At 44.8% G+C, this 17377-nt stretch carries 13 protein-coding genes; 10 read left to right on the forward strand and 3 right to left on the reverse strand.

Features of this window, described 5'->3' with window-relative positions:
• Positions 1 to 96 precede the first annotated feature (96 nt).
• On the forward strand, positions 97 to 1179 hold the full coding sequence (gene tsaD / locus G400_RS0103725) for a tRNA (adenosine(37)-N6)-threonylcarbamoyltransferase complex transferase subunit TsaD (RefSeq protein WP_042655422.1): 1083 nt from the start codon (positions 97 to 99) through the stop codon (positions 1177 to 1179).
• 92 nt (positions 1180 to 1271) lie between these two features.
• Here the strand turns inward: tsaD and G400_RS0103730 are convergent, their stop codons facing one another.
• Positions 1272 to 3230, reverse strand: a complete 1959-nt coding sequence (locus G400_RS0103730) for an ABC-F family ATP-binding cassette domain-containing protein (protein WP_017262139.1) — start codon at positions 3228 to 3230, stop codon at positions 1272 to 1274.
• Positions 3231 to 3598: 368 nt separating this feature from the next.
• Between G400_RS0103730 and G400_RS0103735 the strand changes: the two genes are divergently transcribed.
• From G400_RS0103735 to groL, 3 genes are all read left to right on the forward strand, one after another.
• Complete coding sequence (locus tag G400_RS0103735; protein WP_017262140.1) at positions 3599 to 4261, forward strand: redox-sensing transcriptional repressor Rex; 663 nt, start codon at positions 3599 to 3601, stop codon at positions 4259 to 4261.
• 247 nt (positions 4262 to 4508) lie between these two features.
• Complete coding sequence (groES, locus tag G400_RS0103740; protein ID WP_017262141.1) at positions 4509 to 4793, forward strand: co-chaperone GroES; 285 nt, start codon at positions 4509 to 4511, stop codon at positions 4791 to 4793.
• A gap of 70 nt (positions 4794 to 4863) precedes the next feature.
• Positions 4864 to 6498 (forward strand): chaperonin GroEL, encoded by a 1635-nt coding sequence (groL, locus tag G400_RS0103745; protein WP_017262142.1) that lies wholly within the window; start codon positions 4864 to 4866, stop codon positions 6496 to 6498.
• A 417-nt stretch (positions 6499 to 6915) separates the two neighbouring features.
• On the opposite strand, the gene G400_RS0103750 is transcribed toward groL, so the two are convergent.
• Positions 6916 to 7797, reverse strand: a complete 882-nt coding sequence (locus G400_RS0103750) for a hypothetical protein (RefSeq protein ID WP_017262143.1) — start codon at positions 7795 to 7797, stop codon at positions 6916 to 6918.
• A gap of 400 nt (positions 7798 to 8197) precedes the next feature.
• On the opposite strand from G400_RS0103750, the gene G400_RS0103755 reads away from it, so the two are divergent.
• Together G400_RS0103755 and G400_RS0103760 are read left to right on the forward strand one after the other, a co-directional pair.
• Complete coding sequence (locus tag G400_RS0103755) at positions 8198 to 10033, forward strand: APC family permease (RefSeq protein ID WP_017262144.1); 1836 nt, start codon at positions 8198 to 8200, stop codon at positions 10031 to 10033.
• A 195-nt stretch (positions 10034 to 10228) separates the two neighbouring features.
• Positions 10229 to 11119, forward strand: coding sequence for a phosphate ABC transporter substrate-binding protein PstS family protein (locus G400_RS0103760; RefSeq protein ID WP_017262145.1), 891 nt, complete (start codon positions 10229 to 10231; stop codon positions 11117 to 11119).
• 115 nt (positions 11120 to 11234) lie between these two features.
• Here the strand turns inward: G400_RS0103760 and G400_RS0103765 are convergent, their stop codons facing one another.
• Positions 11235 to 11879, reverse strand: coding sequence for a YigZ family protein (locus G400_RS0103765; RefSeq protein WP_017262146.1), 645 nt, complete (start codon positions 11877 to 11879; stop codon positions 11235 to 11237).
• Between the two features lie 84 nt (positions 11880 to 11963).
• Between G400_RS0103765 and G400_RS0103770 the strand changes: the two genes are divergently transcribed.
• From G400_RS0103770 to secA, 4 genes are all read left to right on the forward strand, one after another.
• The gene (locus G400_RS0103770; protein WP_017262147.1) at positions 11964 to 13301 is read left to right on the forward strand and encodes a DEAD/DEAH box helicase; all 1338 of its coding nucleotides are present in this window, start codon (positions 11964 to 11966) and stop codon (positions 13299 to 13301) included.
• 191 nt (positions 13302 to 13492) lie between these two features.
• Positions 13493 to 13996, forward strand: coding sequence for a ComF family protein (locus tag G400_RS0103775; RefSeq protein ID WP_162129502.1), 504 nt, complete (start codon positions 13493 to 13495; stop codon positions 13994 to 13996).
• A 174-nt stretch (positions 13997 to 14170) separates the two neighbouring features.
• Positions 14171 to 14728, forward strand: coding sequence for a ribosome hibernation-promoting factor, HPF/YfiA family (gene hpf / locus G400_RS0103780; RefSeq protein ID WP_017262149.1), 558 nt, complete (start codon positions 14171 to 14173; stop codon positions 14726 to 14728).
• Between the two features lie 210 nt (positions 14729 to 14938).
• Entirely contained in the window at positions 14939 to 17302 is a 2364-nt protein-coding gene (gene secA / locus G400_RS0103785; RefSeq protein WP_017262150.1) for a preprotein translocase subunit SecA, read from the forward strand.
• Positions 17303 to 17377: the final 75 nt, after the last annotated feature.

Below are 17377 nucleotides of genomic sequence, written 5' to 3' on the forward strand. Positions count from 1 at the left end.
TAACGTGGAAGGCGTGGCATTCGGTGGTTTTCCGAATGAAACGCCTTCCGGGTTATGCGCAGACTTCTGGGCGACAGGTGCACGTTTAGAAGAGTGATGCCGAAGCTCGGGAAGGTCCGAGCCAAAAAGGAGAAAACAGTGACAGAAGCACGGGAATTGATTTTAGCCTTTGAAACAAGTTGTGATGAAACGAGTGTTGCTGTTGTAGAAAATGGCGAGCACATTTTAAGTAACTTTGTCGCAACGCAGATTAAGAGTCACCAACGATTTGGTGGTGTCGTGCCGGAAGTGGCCAGTCGCCATCATATCGAGGAAATTACCATTGGCATTCGCAAGGCTTTGACAGAAGCAGATGTAACGCCTGAAGAATTAACGGCTGTTGCCGTTACCTACGGACCAGGTTTAGTCGGATCGTTACTAATTGGTGTGACTGCTGCTAAGACGTTTGCCTTCGCACATCATTTACCGTTAGTGCCCGTTAACCATATGGCGGGTCACATTTACGCGGCCCGTTACGTTGAACCCTTGACGTTTCCATCGCTCGGGTTATTAGTGTCTGGCGGTCACACGCAGATTGTGCTGATGAAGGCAGCTGGGGAGTTCGAAATTATTGGAGATACTCGTGATGATGCCGCAGGCGAAGCCTTTGATAAAGTTGGTCGCGTGCTAGGAATTCCATATCCTGCTGGTAAGGAAATTGATCGGCTAGCGCACGAAGGCCACGATACGTTTAATTTTCCACGGGCGATGATCCACGAAGCAAACTACGATTTTAGCTTCAGTGGCCTTAAGAGTGCGTTTATTAACACGGTGCATAATGCGGACCAGCGTGGTGAACAGTTAGATCGTGCAGATTTAGCTGCAAGTTTTCAAGCTAGCGTGGTGGACGTTCTAGTCACTAAGGTATTATCTGCTCTTGAGCGGTACCAAGTTAAACAGCTGGTGTTGGCCGGCGGTGTTGCTGCAAATCATGGTCTTCGTGACGCCTTGAAGACTAAGATGACGCGTTTTGCACCACAAACGAAGCTTGTCGCTGCCCCACTGGCATTGTGTGGCGATAATGCGGCAATGATTGGTGCCGCCGCGCATATTGCTTATGCTAAAGGCGATCGTGCTGATATGAGTCTCAATGCAGATCCGAGCTTGGAATTTCCTTGGTTAACTGGCGTTGAAGCATAAAATGAAAATATAGTTACAGCTGAAAACGGGATCACATCAATGCGGCGAATGGCCGGTTAGATGTGATCCCGTTTTCAATTGCATATTTAAAGTCACTGTAGGTGGTGATCATTATTATAGGCTTCCAACGCCTCACCAGCCGCTGCCCACTTTTCTGACAGGCTGTCACTTTGAGCATCTAGATTGTCCAACTGATGTTGCAGGTCCGTTAACTTGCCGATGTCACTGGCATTTTCAGGCGCCTGCATCGCCTCAGTAATTGTCTGGCTTTGTTGGTCAAGATCGTCAATTTGTGCTTCCAACTCATCAACCGCGCGTTGCAACTTTCTTTGCTCGCGTTGTTCAGCTTTATTAGCGGCATAATTTGATACACTGGCAGTTGCTGAGCCATTAGATTCAGTCTCATGATGCTCGACATCAGCAGACGCTGACCGCTTAGCGAGTTCGGCCTGATAATCATCGTAATCGCCTTCAAACCACTGTGTACCTGAGGCAGACAATTCAACGATTTCTGTGGCGACTTGGTTGATGAAATAACGGTCATGAGAAACGAATAAAACGGTTCCCATGAAATTGTTAAGCGCTTCTTCCAGTACTTCTCGTGAATCGATATCTAAATGGTTAGTCGGTTCATCAAGAATTAAAAAGTTGTCATGATCAAGCGACAATTTAGTTAGTGACAAACGGGCACGTTCGCCGCCGCTTAAATTATGAACGGGCTTAGCAACGTCATCACCAGTAAAGAGAAAACAGCCGAGTAGGGTGCGCACATCCCGTTCAGGCATAGTCGGATGCTCGTCCCATACTTCGTTTAAAACGGTTTTCTCATCATGAAGCACAGCCTGTTCCTGATCATAGTAGCCAATCGTAACACTGCCACCAATCTTAACCGTGCCCGCCAACAAGGGGAGCTGATGAAGAATTGATTTTAGGAGGGTTGATTTGCCAACCCCGTTTGGTCCGATAATGCCCACAACATGTTGTTTGACAACGTGAAAGTTTACGTTAGTTGCCAGTGGATGATCGGACTCATAGCCAATGCTGACGTTGTCGACATTGAGGACTTCCTTGCCACTTTCGCTATCAGGTGTGAAACGAATCCGGATGGATTGATCATCATCTTTAGGCGCTTCCAAACGGTCCATTTTCTCCAATTGCTTGCGCCGTGACTGAGCCCGTTTAGTGGTGGAGGCGCGAACAATGTTGCGATTGACGAAATCCTCAAGCGCATTGATTTGTGTTTGTTGTTTTTCAAACGCCCGTTGTTCGGTTTTGATTCGTTCGGCCTTTTGCGTTAAGTAGGCGGAGTAATTGCCGTGGTAGTGGGTCAGGGTGTGCTGATTCATGTCAAACACATCCTGCACCACGTGATCGAGAAAGTAACGATCATGTGAAACAATCAAGACAGCACCAGGATAACCTTTCAAGTAGTCTTCCAACCATGATAATGTTTCAATATCCAGGTGGTTAGTAGGTTCATCCAAAATGAGTAAATCGGGCTGTTGTAGCAAGTACTTTGCGAGTGCAAGTTGTGTTTTTTGACCACCCGAAAAGCTCATGACATTGCGTTGAAAAGTGGATTCATCAAAGTGAAAAGCGTGTAAAACGCCGCGAATTGAGGCTTGGTAGCCGTAACCGTTGTTTGCCTCAAAATCGTGTTGCGTTTGGTCGTAAGCATTTAGCAAACGTTTGTAAGCGTCACTTTGATGATCAGCAGTGGGATCGGCAATTTGCTGTTCCAATTCGCGCAGTTGTCGTTCTTGTTGCTGCTGGGTGGCAAAAACCGTCAGCATTTCATCCCACACAGTGTTGTCTGAATCGAGTCCGGCATCTTGTGGCAAATATCCGATAGTCATGCCCTTAGCAACCGATATCGTACCTTCGTCGGGATCATTAATACCAGCGATAATCTTAAGCAAGGTGGACTTGCCAGCGCCATTTCGACCAACCAGCCCCACGCGGCCGTGGTCTTCAATTGTCATGGAAACATGTTCAAACAGTGTGTCCGCACCAAAACGGCGGGCGACCTGTTGAACCTGAAGAACTAACATATGCGTACTCCTTCATTTGAATTAGTTAAACACTATTTTAGCATGTTCGGTGCGGCGACACTATGTTGAGCTGGCAGTGAGCAGAAAACACACATTTGAAATGGTCAGAAGCACCACAGATTGTGAAGAATGATATTTTCGTCGTTGTGATTAAGCTAACAAGACCGCCTGTTTTACCTTTTTTGAAACAGGTATAAAAGCTTTTGTAGTTGCTAGTTTTACCCCGGCATTTTACGAAATGCCCTTACCAGTTTGTGAAATGCCCGAAGACTGGTATGAAATATGCTTCACAATAACCGTCCTTATGCTATAATTTACGTATAGTTTATTTTCACAAACAAATGTAGGATTAAAAGGAGTGAACCGCTGTGGCTGAACAACGAATTCCACGCGCGACAGCAAAAAGGCTGCCGATTTATTACCGTTACTTAAATATTTTACTGGATGCGGATAAAACGCGCGTTTCGTCCACTGAGCTGTCTGAGGCTGTTAAAGTCGATTCAGCGACGATTCGCCGTGATTTCTCTTACTTTGGCGCATTGGGCAAACGTGGTTATGGGTACGATGTGCCTAAACTGATCGAATTCTTTAAAAAGATTCTCAATCAGGATCAATTGACTAATGTCGCATTGGTCGGGGTTGGTAATCTTGGGCATGCGTTGCTCAACTTTAATTTTCATCAAAACAGTAATGTTCGAATCAGTGCTGCGTTTGATGTTAATGACAATATCGTCAACACGGTTCAAAGTGGTGTCCCGATTTATCCGTTGTCAGAAATGGGTAAACAATTGCGTGATCAACAGATCGCCATTGCAATTATTACGGTGCCAGAAAACACGGCGCAAGAGGTCACTGATGAACTGGCAAAGGCCGATGTACGCGGAATCTTGAACTTTACGCCACGACGGTTGTCAGTTCCTGATACCATTCGGGTTCAAAATGTTGATTTGACCAATGAGCTTCAAACCTTAATTTATTTTATTGATAATTATGGTGAGTTGTTAGGCGGGAACGAAAAGTCTCAGGATTAATTAGAAAACTGAATTATTGCTTCTTGAATAGGCGTTTGGGTGTTAGTCAGACAAAAATGGTTTGACTGATTCTCCAAACGCCTTTTGTGATGCGGTTTCTAAGACAGCTGACAAACTTTTTGACTAAGTTTGACCAAAACACTTGCATTCATAAACGGGCATGGTTATTATAGAGCATGTTGTTAGCACTTAACGTGTAAGAGTGCTAAAAGCATTCAATTTCAACGAAATTATTGGAGGGATTAACGTGTTAAAACCATTAGGAGATCGCGTTATTTTACAGGCTGCTGAAGAAGAAGAACAAACTGTTGGCGGCATTGTGCTTGCCAGCAACGCTCAAGAAAAGCCAACCACTGGGAAGGTTATCTCAGTTGGCGAAGGCCGCGTCTTAGACAATGGTACAAAGGTTGCACCATCTGTTAAGGAAGGCGACACCGTTATGTTTGATAAGTACGCCGGCACAGCAGTATCGTACGAGGGCAATGATTACCTCGTTCTCCATGAAAAAGACATTGTCGCAGTTGTGGACTAGTTAAAGTTTACAGTGCGTTTGAACGATAAAAGAAAATCACAATAAATTACAGTTGAGGTGGAAATTCACAATGGCTAAAGATTTAAAGTTTTCTGAAGATGCCCGCAGCGCAATGCTTGCCGGTGTTGATAAATTAGCAAACACAGTTAAAACGACCCTTGGACCTAAAGGTCGCAACGTTGTTTTGGAACAAAGTTATGGTTCACCTACCATCACTAACGATGGTGTCACAATTGCCAAAGCGGTTGAATTGTCAGACCACTTTGAAAATATGGGTGCTAAGCTAGTTGCTGAAGTTGCTTCCAAGACCAACGACATCGCTGGTGATGGTACAACGACTGCTACTGTTTTAACCCAATCCATCGTTAACGAAGGGATGAAGAACGTTACCGCTGGTGCTAACCCTGTTGGTATCCGGACTGGGATTGAAAAAGCAACGTCTGCCGCTGTCGATGCTTTGCACAAGATGAGCCACGATGTTAAGACTAAGTCTGACATTGCACAAATTGCGTCAATTTCAGCCGCTGATCCAGAAGTTGGTAAGTTAATTGCTGACGCTATGGAAAAGGTTGGTAACGATGGTGTTATTACCATTGAAGAATCCAAGGGAATTGAAACAACTTCTGATGTCGTTGAAGGGATGCAGTTTGACCGTGGATACATGAGTCAATACATGGTTACTGACAATGACAAGATGGAAGCTGACTTGGACAACCCTTATATCTTGATTACAGATAAGAAGATTGCCAACATTCAAGACATTTTGCCATTGTTGCAATCTGTTGTTGAACAAGGCCGTGCATTACTTATCATTGCTGATGATATTACTGGTGAAGCTTTACCAACGCTTGTTTTGAACAAGATGCGTGGGACATTCAATGTTGTTGCTGTTAAGGCACCTGGTTTTGGTGACCGTCGTAAGGCACAACTTGAAGATATTGCTGCTTTGACAGGTGGTACTGTTATCACTGATGACCTTGGTCTGAACCTGAAGGACATAACTGTTGATCAGTTGGGTCAAGCTGGTAAGATCACGATCACTAAGGACAACACAACCATTGTTGAAGGTGCTGGCGACAAGGCTGCTGTTGACGAACGTGTTGCAAACATCAAGTCTGAATTAGAAGCAACAACTTCTGACTTCGACAAGGAAAAGTTGCAAGAACGTTTGGCTAAGTTATCAGGCGGTGTTGCACGGATTAACGTCGGTGCTGCTACTGAAACCGAATTGAAAGAACGCCGTTACCGGATTGAAGATGCCTTGAACGCAACGCGTGCCGCTGTTGAAGAAGGGTTTGTATCTGGTGGTGGTACTGCATTGGTTAATGCTATCGGTGCTGTGGCCGACCTGAAAGAAGAAGGAGACGTCCAAACGGGTGTTAACATCGTTCGTCGTGCCCTTGAAGAACCTGTTCGTCAAATCGCCGAAAACGCAGGCCGTGAAGGTTCCGTTATCGTTGAAAAGTTGAAGTCACAAAAGCCAGGTATTGGTTACAATGCTGCAACTGACGAATGGGTTGACATGGTTGATGCCGGAATCGTTGACCCAACCAAAGTTACCCGTTCTGCTTTGCAAAACGCTGCCTCTGTTTCATCATTATTGTTGACGACTGAAGCCGTTGTTGCTGAAGAACCAAAGCAAGATAATGGTGGTGGCGATGCTGCTGCCGCTGCACAAGCTGCTCAAATGGGCGGTATGATGTAGCTTAATTGAACATCAATGCTGATTGTTAACAGCAAACTTAAAAGTCAGAACCTACGCGATACTTCCGTAGATTCTGACTTTTTGTTTTGCAGCAAATATTAACGATGACTGCTGTTGCACTAGCGTTGCGTCAGCCAAAGACGCCGTTTCATGGGACCGGTCTCAGCCCCGCAAACGCCGCGTGTCTTTAACCTCGACTTGGAACCGAAGTGCACGTTTCCAAGCTCGTCCTACAATTCTAAGTGCATAAATATCACTACTAAGAATTATTATCACGAAACTCTGTCTTTGGCTGACTTCACTAACCTTAGCAAGTGATTCGCACATTTAAAAGTTGCATGTTGAGATCGATAAACAAACGTAAATAGCATCAACTGTAATACTAAATATTGCAGCGACGATTGCATCGTTGAGATGCTATTTGATTAAACTGATCCAAGCCGGCGCTGGTTCCCATGAGAAAGATTGTTTGACCTTCATAGCGACGGGATCGGTTGAATCCAATTCTCCAAAAATCGAAACGAGTTGGGTTCGTTTGAACAATTGGAGTTGAATCTTCAGAAGGTCGATAACATGGTGTGCATCGTCATCGACATCCGTGAGCCAACCAACATCCAAGGATGATTCAGCATCACCAGGAAAAACGAAACTCAAGGCTTTAAATTCACCATCAACAAGTGTTGCCAATGACCAGTCAAGATAGGGCAGTTCACCATCCACGTTTCGAGCCCAATTTTCAATGCTTAGGTGAGCAGCGGGATTGTCTTGGTGAACCCGCTCATACTGTTCGCGCAATAAAGTGAGTGCACTGCGCTTCATCGTCGGTCGTTGCCAGACCTCACGTAACGTGGTCACGTTATCAGGGAGTGCAGTATCTGCTAATGGAACTTTATCGAGCAACAAATCAGGCATCCATGTTTTACGGAAGATGTGATATCCCTGTTTTTCAAAATAGGCAGTTTTTCGTGTTTGAGGTTCCCAATACATGACAATTAACGGTAACGTAATGCTTAATTCATCAAGCCGTGCTTGTTCTCTGGATACTAGACCAGAAAGAACCTCGTCGGCGGGAATTGACCGTGGACTCAACACAATGCGGATGTTTTGGTGATGAGGATGCACTTGGTTTTTCCAACTCGTGATAAAACCAAGGGGATGATCGTTTTCATCAACGGCTACAAAGGTGAAGTCGGGATTATTATTTGCAAAGTATTTGAATTGATCATCACGATCTGCCGCGGCGAATGCCACAATGTTACTCAGATCAGATGGTCTAACGTTACGAATTGTTATTTTCATGAGGTTTTCCTTAAAGTTGAACTGAAAATTTATGTTTATTATACTGCTAATTTGTTGATGAAAACTCCACTTAGAAAAGTTTTGAAAGACACGACCCGGTTGACTTGAATCAGTCATCAAAGTGGTTATAATGTGTTGCGTGCGTTGGGTTGAAAACCATTTATCCGTTTGCTCATCAAACTTTCATATGAGCTTGGTGTTTGTGTCAATCTGGTGTAAGATGATTGAGCTTGAAAGCCGCAAGCAAGTTGTGGCTTTTTTGCCGTTTTTAGCCAACCAATTGAGTTAATTGGCTGACCGTTTAAATAAATGATAAGTCTATTTTTATAAAATAGCCGATATAATGAGTGACAGCTAGCGGTGTTCTGCCATTAGCTGTCCATTTAAAAGGAGTTTCAATATGTGGCGCTATTTGAAGCGACTATTAATTGGTAAGCCGCTAAAAACTTTAGATGAAGGCGGACAATCGCTGACTAAATTTAAGGCATTGGCCTTGCTTTCATCAGATGCACTTTCCTCAGTGGCGTATGGGACTGAACAGATTACCACGGTGTTGGTAACATTATCCGCTGCAGCAATCTGGTTCTCCCTGCCAATTGCAGGGATTGTGCTCATCTTACTGTTGGCGATTACGTTATCGTATCAACAGATTATTCATGCCTATCCTTCTGGTGGTGGGGCGTACGTGGTTGCCACTAAAAACTGGGGTCGTCCGGCTGGATTAGTTGCTGGTGGGTCATTACTGGTTGACTATATGCTAACCGTGGCAGTTTCTGTGACGTCAGGGACTGAAGCGATTACGTCGGCAATTCCAGCCTTGTACAATCATCAAGTTGGGATTTCCATTGTAATTGTGTTGTTTGTTATGGCGCTCAATCTGCGTGGGATGAGCGAGTCAGCAAATTTCCTGACCGTGCCGGTGTATTTCTTCGTCGTGATGATTCTGTTAATGATCTCTGTGGGGATTTTTAATATTGCTACAGGTCGCATTGTTTATCACGCTACGGCTGCTGTGGGGGCGCCGGTTAAAGGGATGACGGTATTACTGTTCATCAAGGCCTTTAGTTCTGGGTCATCATCGTTAACTGGTGTTGAAGCCATCAGTAATGCGGTGCCAAATTTCAAGAAACCGAAAACAAAGAATGCTGCTGGAACACTGGCTATCATGGCTACAATTTTGGCGTTCTTCTTTGGCGGCATCACGTTCATCAACTACTGGTTGGGGATTAAGCCAATGGCGACTCAAACGGTGTTATCTCAGATTGGCGTTACTGTCTTCGGTCATGGGTTACTGTATTACCTGTTCCAAACGTCCACGGCCATGATTTTGGCGGTTGCGGCCAATACTGGTTTTTCCGCCTTCCCAATCTTAGCCTTTAACTTGGCTAAGGATAAAAACTTGCCCCATGCTTACATGGACCGCGGTGATCGGTTGGGTTATTCAAACGGGATTATCACGTTAGCAGCGGGTGCCATTGCACTAATTGTGATTTTCCATGCGCAAACAACGCTATTGATTCCACTGTATGCGGTTGGTGTGTTCGTGCCGTTTGCCCTATCACAATCAGGGATGATTATTCATTGGCGGCGTGAGCGTGAAGGTTTCTGGCAAGGGAAAGCATTTATCAACTTTGTTGGTGCCTTTATCTCAGCTGCCATTGCCATCTTCCTGTTTGTTACTCGGTTTAGTAACGTTTGGCCTTACCCAATCGTGATGGCGTTGTTAATGTGGATGTTCCACAAGATTCATTCACATTACATGACTGTTGCAGAACAATTGCGCGTTGCAGCTAGCGTTGAGACGAAGCCACACCACTATGACGGGGCGACTGTCATCGTGCTGGTTTCAAACGTCACGCGGGTGACTAAGAGCGCGATTGATTACGCTGAGTCCATCGGAGATTATGTCATTGCGATGCACGTTTCGTTTGACCAGAACCCGGGTAAGGAACGTGAGACGGTTACTGAATTTAAGCGTGACTTCCCGAATGTCCGGTTTGTGGATATTCATTCATCCTACCGTTCTGTTTCTGGGCCTGTGCTAAGGTTCTGTGATGTTATTGCCAAACGGGCGGCCGAACGAAATTACAGTACTACGGTATTGGTACCACAGTTCGTGCCTAAACGACCGTGGCAAAACATTCTGCATAACCAAACGAGTTTACGTTTGCGCTCAGTGCTGAATTCGCGTGAAAACATCATTGTCTCCACGTATAACTACCATTTGAAACAGTAATTAACTAAATTTTGTTTTGTGAAGATCTTATTCGAAATTTGAATAGGATCTTTTTTCATTGGCACATGTGTCGAGGCTCGTTACGCAAGCTTTACACAACCTATACAACACAAACATAAGGCTTTTACGTTGATTCGCTATGCTTAGTTCAACGGGTAAGGCAGGTTGTTACTCAAAAAATGTGGGGGTTAGATTATGAAAAAAGCAGCTTTAGTGAGTGTCCTGGGATTGAGTTTGGTATTTACCTTGGCAGGCTGTCAGTCAGCTAAGCATACAAATGTTGCGAGTGCCGATAAGAAGATTTCTGGCAAGGTTGTCGCGGTTGGATCTACTGCACTTCAACCTCTAGTAGAACAGGCGGGACAAACATTTCAGGATGATCATTCAGGTGTCACCATTAATGTCCAAGGCGGCGGTTCCGGTGCCGGATTAGGTCAGGTATCCAAGGGCGCCGTTAACATTGGTAACTCTGATTTGTTTGCTGAAGAACAAAAGGGCCTTAACACCGCTGGGATGGTCGACCATCGTGTGGCCGTGGTCGGGATGGCACCGGTGGTAAATCCTGATACGAATGTGAAGAACGTGACCAAACAACAGTTGAAGGATATTTTCACTGGCAAAATCGACAACTGGAAAGCAGTTGGTGGTAAGGACGAAAAAATTGTCATTATTAATCGTGCTAAGGGATCAGGTACCCGTGCAACTTTTGAAAAATTCGGGCTCGATGGCCAACAGGCTGCTCAAAGTCAAGAACAAGACTCTAATGGGACTGTTCAAAAGATTGTTAAAACGACACCTGGTGCCATTAGTTATCTTGCTTTTTCATACATTAAGCCGGACATGCAAGCACTCAGTATCGACCACGTTAAGCCAACGGATGCGAATGTTGCTGATAATCACTGGAAGATCTGGTCCTATGAACACATGTACACCAAAGGTAAGGCTAGCCTCGCCACAAAGACCTTTATTAAATTTATGACGAGCAATGCTATTCAAAAGCACCTCGTTAAAAAGCTTGGCTACATTCAACTGACGAGCATGCATGTCAGTCGTGATGTGAATGGCAACATGCACAAGGGCGCTTAGAAAAGCGAATTCAAAAGTATATTTTTAGAGATTAAAAACGTTCTTACTCTGCATAGATTGCAAAGTGAGAACGTTTTTGGTCATTAAATGTATTTTGATCAAGGCTTTACGGGCATTATTTTGACACAGCATAAGGAACTTCTGCGAATTCTTCGTTGATTTTCTTGAGTTGTGCTTGACCGTTCGTTTTGCTAGTTAGTTCAGTAGCAAATTGAATATCATCAGCACCAACAAGAATTATAACTGTGACAGCGACACCGTAGTCGGTCCCAACAATTTGGTCGACACGATCAGTCAACCAAGCATTTAGTGGTTCAGCCTGTTTGTAGTCCAAAGTAATCTCATATCGTGTTAAAGCTTTTCGCTCCACGATTGGCGCATCTTGAATAGCCAAACTGGCGGAACTGCCATACGCACGAATGAGGCCACCAGCACCCAGCTTGATTCCGCCGAAGAATCGGGTAACCACAATAATAACGTTGTGCAGATGCTGTTGCTGGATGACATTTAGAATTGGTGATCCGGCCGTCCCGACAGGTTCACCAGCGTCACTTTGGCGAGTTAATTCATCGTGGTCACCGGCCACGTAGGCGTAGGCAGCGTGATTAGCCTTAGCGTGTTGGGCTTGGACTTGATCCAGAATGTTTGTTGCATCTGTTTCGGTTGTGATTGGCGCAGCATAACCGATAAAGCGCGATTTTTTAATGGTTTGTTCAGCTTCGTGAGCGGTGGCAAGGGAAAGAAAAGGAAATTCTGACATTTTTGTCCTCCAACAAATAAATCTGTTTAAAAATACGTATGTAAGGTTATGAACGAGATAATGCTTAAAAAGCGGGGATGAACGATGAATGAAGAATTATTTGGTCGTCAATTAACGGTCACACAATTGCCGCCGACTTTTGAACCAACAGATCCGCGAATCGTGTCGCGACCTGCAATGACGATCAGCGGTCGGTGGGTTCGTTGTGAACGATGCCATCAGCAACTTGAAAAAGCTCATGTGGCATTGCCAGCAGGCGGCTACTATTGTCCAGATTGCCTGGCACTGGGACGAATTACGAGTCGTCAGTCGTTACTGACAATTCCTGAGCCCAATGCATTTCCGCCACAAAGGAACACACTGACGTGGGCGGGATCACTGACGCGATTACAACAAATTTGTGCGCAGGATGTTCAGAGTGTCTTCGTCAAACGCAAGCGCCATTTGTTATGGGCGGTTACGGGGGCGGGCAAAACTGAGATGCTGTTTTTGGGATTGGCAGATGCGCTCAAACGTGGTGATCGGGTAGCAGTTGCCTCACCGCGAGTAGACGTGTGTATTGAATTGTTTCCACGTTTTCAACAAGCGTTTACAAATACGTCAATGGTTTTGCTCCATGGTCAGCAAACGGAACCTTATCGATACTGCCAGTTTACCGTGTGTACGACGCATCAACTGCTTCGATTTTATCATGCTTTTGATATTTTGGTGGTTGATGAAGTTGATGCCTTTCCGTTTGCACAAAACAAGCAATTAATGTTTGCCGTTGATCAAGCCATTAAACCTAATGGTGCTTGCCTATACCTAACCGCCACACCGGGGACTGAACTGATGCACGCCGTGACTAGGCGGCAATTAACGATGAGTTACTTGCCGTTACGATTTCATGGGCATCTGCTGCCTGAAATCCAGTGTCGAGGAGCGTGGCACTGGCGTGAAAAATTACGTCGTGGACGCTTACCGACGGCTCTGCAAGTTGCCATTACAGCCCGCCTGCGTCAGCACAAACGCTTTTTGCTTTTTGTCCCGCATGTGGCACAATTGCCAGATGTTGCCGCGGCAATCAGACGCTTTGCACCCAAGGCGTCGTTTGTCACTGTTCATGCGGCAGATGGAGAACGGGTTGAGAAGGTGGCTGCAATGCGTCAAAAGAAAGTGGATTTTTTAGTAACGACCACCATTTTGGAACGGGGAGTGACGTTTCCGGACATTGATGTGTTGGTGCTAGGCGCTGACGACGCGGTTTTTTCCACGGCAGCGCTAGTGCAAATCGCCGGTCGTGCGGGCAGAAACGCAGCGGCACCGGACGGGAAAGTTATTTATTGGATTGAACAAACAACGCTTACGCTGCGCCGGGCAATCCGTCAGATTCAAGTTGTGAACCAAAAGGGAAGGCGGTTACCCGAATGGCGTCATGCCTGATGTGTCAAAAGAGGTTACCCAGGACCTTGACCATTCGTGAGATATTAAGTTGGCGAAAAGTGACGGCTGATACGATTTGTGAGACCTGTAAGGCCGCTTTTACTGTCATTAACGAATCAAAAGCGTGTCCTCAATGTGGTCGAAATCAGGCAAATCAGGAGATTTGTCAGGATTGCCAACGTTGGCACTTAATGCCGAATACATTAAAGATCAAAAACCGTGGTTTATTTCAATACACTCCGACCATGCATGATTACATGCATCAGTATAAATTCAATGGTGATTTGAGATTGGCAAAGGTTTTCCAACATGCAGTACAACTGGCTGTTGATGCGGCTCAAGTGGATGTTGTGATACCAGTACCAGTGTCAGACACAACGTTTGACCACCGCGGGTTTAATCAATCAGCCGAGTTATTGCAATTGATTGTGGAGAATCGCCATCATCCAGTTGTTTGTCCTGCCTTAAAAGTAGTTACGCGCGACAAACAGCAGCAATCTAAGCAAGGACGAAAAGACCGGATGACTCGTACTCAACCGTTCGTAATTGATCCTAACTATGTAGAAAAATTACGAGGCAATAAAATTTTAATCTTTGATGATGTCTATACGACTGGCCGAACGCTACACTTTGCAGCACAGGCGTTGCAAACGGTTGAAGCCACTTCACTGATAGGGCTTACATTAGCAAGATGACAGTCTTTAAGAGGGATATCCGTTGAGAGTTTGGAGCGGGTTGGTTATAATGAAACTACAGATAGAGATAGAGTGGTCCTATCGAAATCAATTCATGTTTGGATGGCGTCGTCCACATGTGAATCTAAAAGCCCCCGCATAGCGGGAACTTAGTTCGGAAGGGAGCGAAGTTTTATGTTAGATGTACAAACTCGTGGAGAAAACATCTCTGTAACCGATGCACTCAGGGACTACGTAGATAAAAAGGTGACTAAAATTGGCCGTTACTTAGAGCCAAATGTTAGCGCTATTGCGCATGCAAACTTGCGCGTTTATCCCAACAAGACCGCTAAAGCGGAAGTCACCATTCCATTGCCTTACTTAACATTACGGGCAGAGGAAACTTCTGATGACTTGTACAAGAGTATTGATACCATGTCAGATCGACTGGAACGTCAAATTCGGAAGTACAAGACAAAGGTTAACCGGAAGTCCCGTGAAAAGGGCTACAAAGGCTTAGACTTCCGTCCAGATGAAGAAGCAACACCAACCCAGCCAGAAACTCGGTTTGATGTTGTGCGGACCAAGAGTTTGCAGTTGAAACCAATGGACAATGAAGAAGCAATTCTTCAGATGGATCTGTTGGGACACGACTTCTTCATTTACCAGGACGCAGAGACGGATGAAGTAAATGTTGTTTATCGTCGTAATGACGGTCGCTATGGTTTACTTCAGGCTGGTTCAAACGACTAGTACCGTCACAATCATCGAATAATTTAATTTTGTTTTACCTTACCCACCGTTATGGACAGTGTCCGCAACGGTGGGTTTTGTTTGGTTTTTTTCTGATTGGTTTAAGCTGAATGTGTTTGCAATGAGAAACTTAAATGATAGAATGAATACCTGATAGACTGCACTAGTTGCAACGTTTAACGCGTTTTTAGGGAAGGATAAAGTTACAACATGCCAAATGTATTAAAACGCTGGGTTGAATCTGATGCCCGGAAAGTTACGCGTTTAGGCCACACAGCCGATAAGGTGATGGCTTACGAAGATGAATACGCAAAATTAAGTGATGAAGATTTACAGGCTAAGACGCCTGAATTTAAAGAACGCTACAAAAAGGGTGAAAGTCTTGATGACTTATTACCTGAAGCATTTGCGGTAGCACGTGAAGGGGCCAAACGTGTTTTAGGTTTGTTCCCATTCCGCGTTCAAATTATGGGGGGCATCGTGCTCCATAATGGGGATATTGCTGAAATGAAAACCGGTGAAGGGAAGACGTTGACGGCGACCATGCCTGTTTACCTTAACGCGTTGACCGGTGATGGTGTTCACGTTGTTACGGTTAACGAATACCTGTCAGAGCGTGATGCTACTGAAATGGGTGAACTGTATAACTGGCTTGGTCTGAGTGTTGGGATTAATGGCTCTGAGAAGTCAGCTGAAGAAAAGCGGGAAGCCTACAATGCTGATATTACCTATTCAACCAACGGTGAAATTGGGTTCGATTATTTGCGTGACAACATGGTTGTTTACAAAGAGGACCAAGTGCAACGTGGCTTGAACTTCGCCATTATTGATGAAGTTGACTCCATTTTGATCGATGAGTCACGGACACCGCTGATTATTTCAGGTGGTTCAGCTGGTAATACGAATTTGTACGAACGTGCTGATCGGTTTGCCAAAACGCTACGTGAAAAGAGTGATTATAAGGTTGACCTGGAATCCAAGACGGTTTCGTTAACGGATGAAGGGAATCGTAAAGCAGAAGAATACTTCGGCTTGGACAACCTTTATGACACTGAAAACACAGCTTTAACTCACCATTTGGATCAAGCTTTACGTGCTAACTACATCATGTTTAACAACAAGGACTATGTGGTTCAAGACGGTGAAGTTCAAATCGTGGATTCATTTACTGGTCGAATTATGGAAGGCCGTCGTTTCTCAGATGGTTTGCATCAGGCTCTGGAAGCTAAAGAGCATGTGGACATTCAAGAAGAAACCAAGACAATGGCCAACATCACGTACCAGAACTTATTCCGGATGTATAACAAACTTTCAGGGATGACTGGGACAGCCAAGACGGAACAGGAAGAATTCCGTGAGATTTACAACATGGAAGTTATTTCAATTCCAACCAACCGGCCGGTTATTCGTAAGGATGAGCCTGATTTACTGTACCCAAGCTTGAAGAGCAAGTTTAACGCGGTTATTAACGAAATCGTTAAACTTCACAAAAAGGGTCAACCCATGTTAATTGGGACGGTGGCCGTTGAAACCTCTGAATACTTGTCACATCAATTAGATCAGCTGGGCATTCCTCATAATGTTTTGAATGCCAAAAATCACGCGCGTGAGGCCGAAATCATCATGAATGCCGGTCAAAAGGGTGCCGTTACGATTGCCACTAACATGGCTGGTCGTGGGACGGATATCAAGCTCGGACCTGGTGTTAAAGAAGTTGGCGGATTAGCCGTTATTGGGACTGAACGACATGAGTCACGACGGATTGATAATCAGCTTCGTGGCCGTTCCGGTCGTCAAGGTGACCCTGGTTTTTCACAATTCTATTTGTCATTGGAAGATGACTTAATGCTACGGTTTGGTTCAGATCGAGTTAAGGCTATCTTGCAACGGATGAACGTGGAAGATGACGATGCGGTAATTAAGAGTCGACTCATTACACGTCAGGTCGAATCAGCCCAGAAACGTGTTGAAGGGAATAACTACGACTCACGTAAAAATGTCCTGCAATATGATGATGTTATGCGTGAGCAACGTGAAGTTATTTATAAGCAACGGCAGTTAGTTATCAACGAACCGGATGACCTTAAGTGGGTAATCATGCCGATGATTCAACGGACAGTTAACCGGATTGTTGATATGCATACTAATGGTGACCAAAAGAAGTGGGAACTTGACAGTATTGTTGACTTTGCCCGTTCAGCAATGGTTAATGACGATGCGATTTCAGAGGATGATTTAAAAGGCAAGTCTGCTGAAGAAATCAAGTCGTATCTGATGGATCAGGCTGAAACTGTGTACAAGGATAAACAAAAGCAACTTTATGACCCTAGTCAAATGCTTGAATTTGAAAAGGTGGTTGTGTTGCGTTGTGTGGACTCTCATTGGACAGATCACATTGATACGTTGGATCAACTACGTCAGTCCATTCAGTTGCGTGGTTATGGTCAGTTGAACCCGTTGATTGAATATCAGAGTAATGCGTTTACCATGTTTGAAGAAATGATTTCCGATATTGAATACGATGCAACCCGTCTGTTCATGAAGAGTGAAATTCGTCAAAATATGGAACGGTAATAAGTACAAACACTTAGAAGGACTGTCTCACCTTGTTTACAGGTATGACAGTCCTTCATTGTTAATTAAACAAAG

Origin of the sequence: Furfurilactobacillus rossiae DSM 15814 (assembly GCF_000428925.1) — a bacterium.
GTDB classification, from domain to species: Bacteria; Bacillota; Bacilli; order Lactobacillales; family Lactobacillaceae; genus Furfurilactobacillus; species Furfurilactobacillus rossiae.

Bases quoted from the DNA above. Each gene is read 5' to 3' on its own strand.
- G400_RS0103770 (WP_017262147.1), top strand. From the start codon at position 11,964: ATGAATGAAGAATTATTTGGTCGTCAATTAACGGTCACACAATTGCCG.
- hpf (WP_017262149.1), top strand. From the start codon at position 14,171: ATGTTAGATGTACAAACTCGTGGAGAAAACATCTCTGTAACCGATGCA.
- tsaD (WP_042655422.1), top strand. From the start codon at position 97: ATGCCGAAGCTCGGGAAGGTCCGAGCCAAAAAGGAGAAAACAGTGACA.
- G400_RS0103775 (WP_162129502.1), top strand. From the start codon at position 13,493: ATGCCGAATACATTAAAGATCAAAAACCGTGGTTTATTTCAATACACT.
- G400_RS0103755 (WP_017262144.1), top strand. From the start codon at position 8,198: ATGTGGCGCTATTTGAAGCGACTATTAATTGGTAAGCCGCTAAAAACT.
- G400_RS0103750 (WP_017262143.1), bottom strand. From the start codon at position 7,797: ATGAAAATAACAATTCGTAACGTTAGACCATCTGATCTGAGTAACATT.
- G400_RS0103760 (WP_017262145.1), top strand. From the start codon at position 10,229: ATGAAAAAAGCAGCTTTAGTGAGTGTCCTGGGATTGAGTTTGGTATTT.
- groL (WP_017262142.1), top strand. From the start codon at position 4,864: ATGGCTAAAGATTTAAAGTTTTCTGAAGATGCCCGCAGCGCAATGCTT.
- G400_RS0103765 (WP_017262146.1), bottom strand. From the start codon at position 11,879: ATGTCAGAATTTCCTTTTCTTTCCCTTGCCACCGCTCACGAAGCTGAA.
- secA (WP_017262150.1), top strand. From the start codon at position 14,939: ATGCCAAATGTATTAAAACGCTGGGTTGAATCTGATGCCCGGAAAGTT.
- G400_RS0103730 (WP_017262139.1), bottom strand. From the start codon at position 3,230: ATGTTAGTTCTTCAGGTTCAACAGGTCGCCCGCCGTTTTGGTGCGGAC.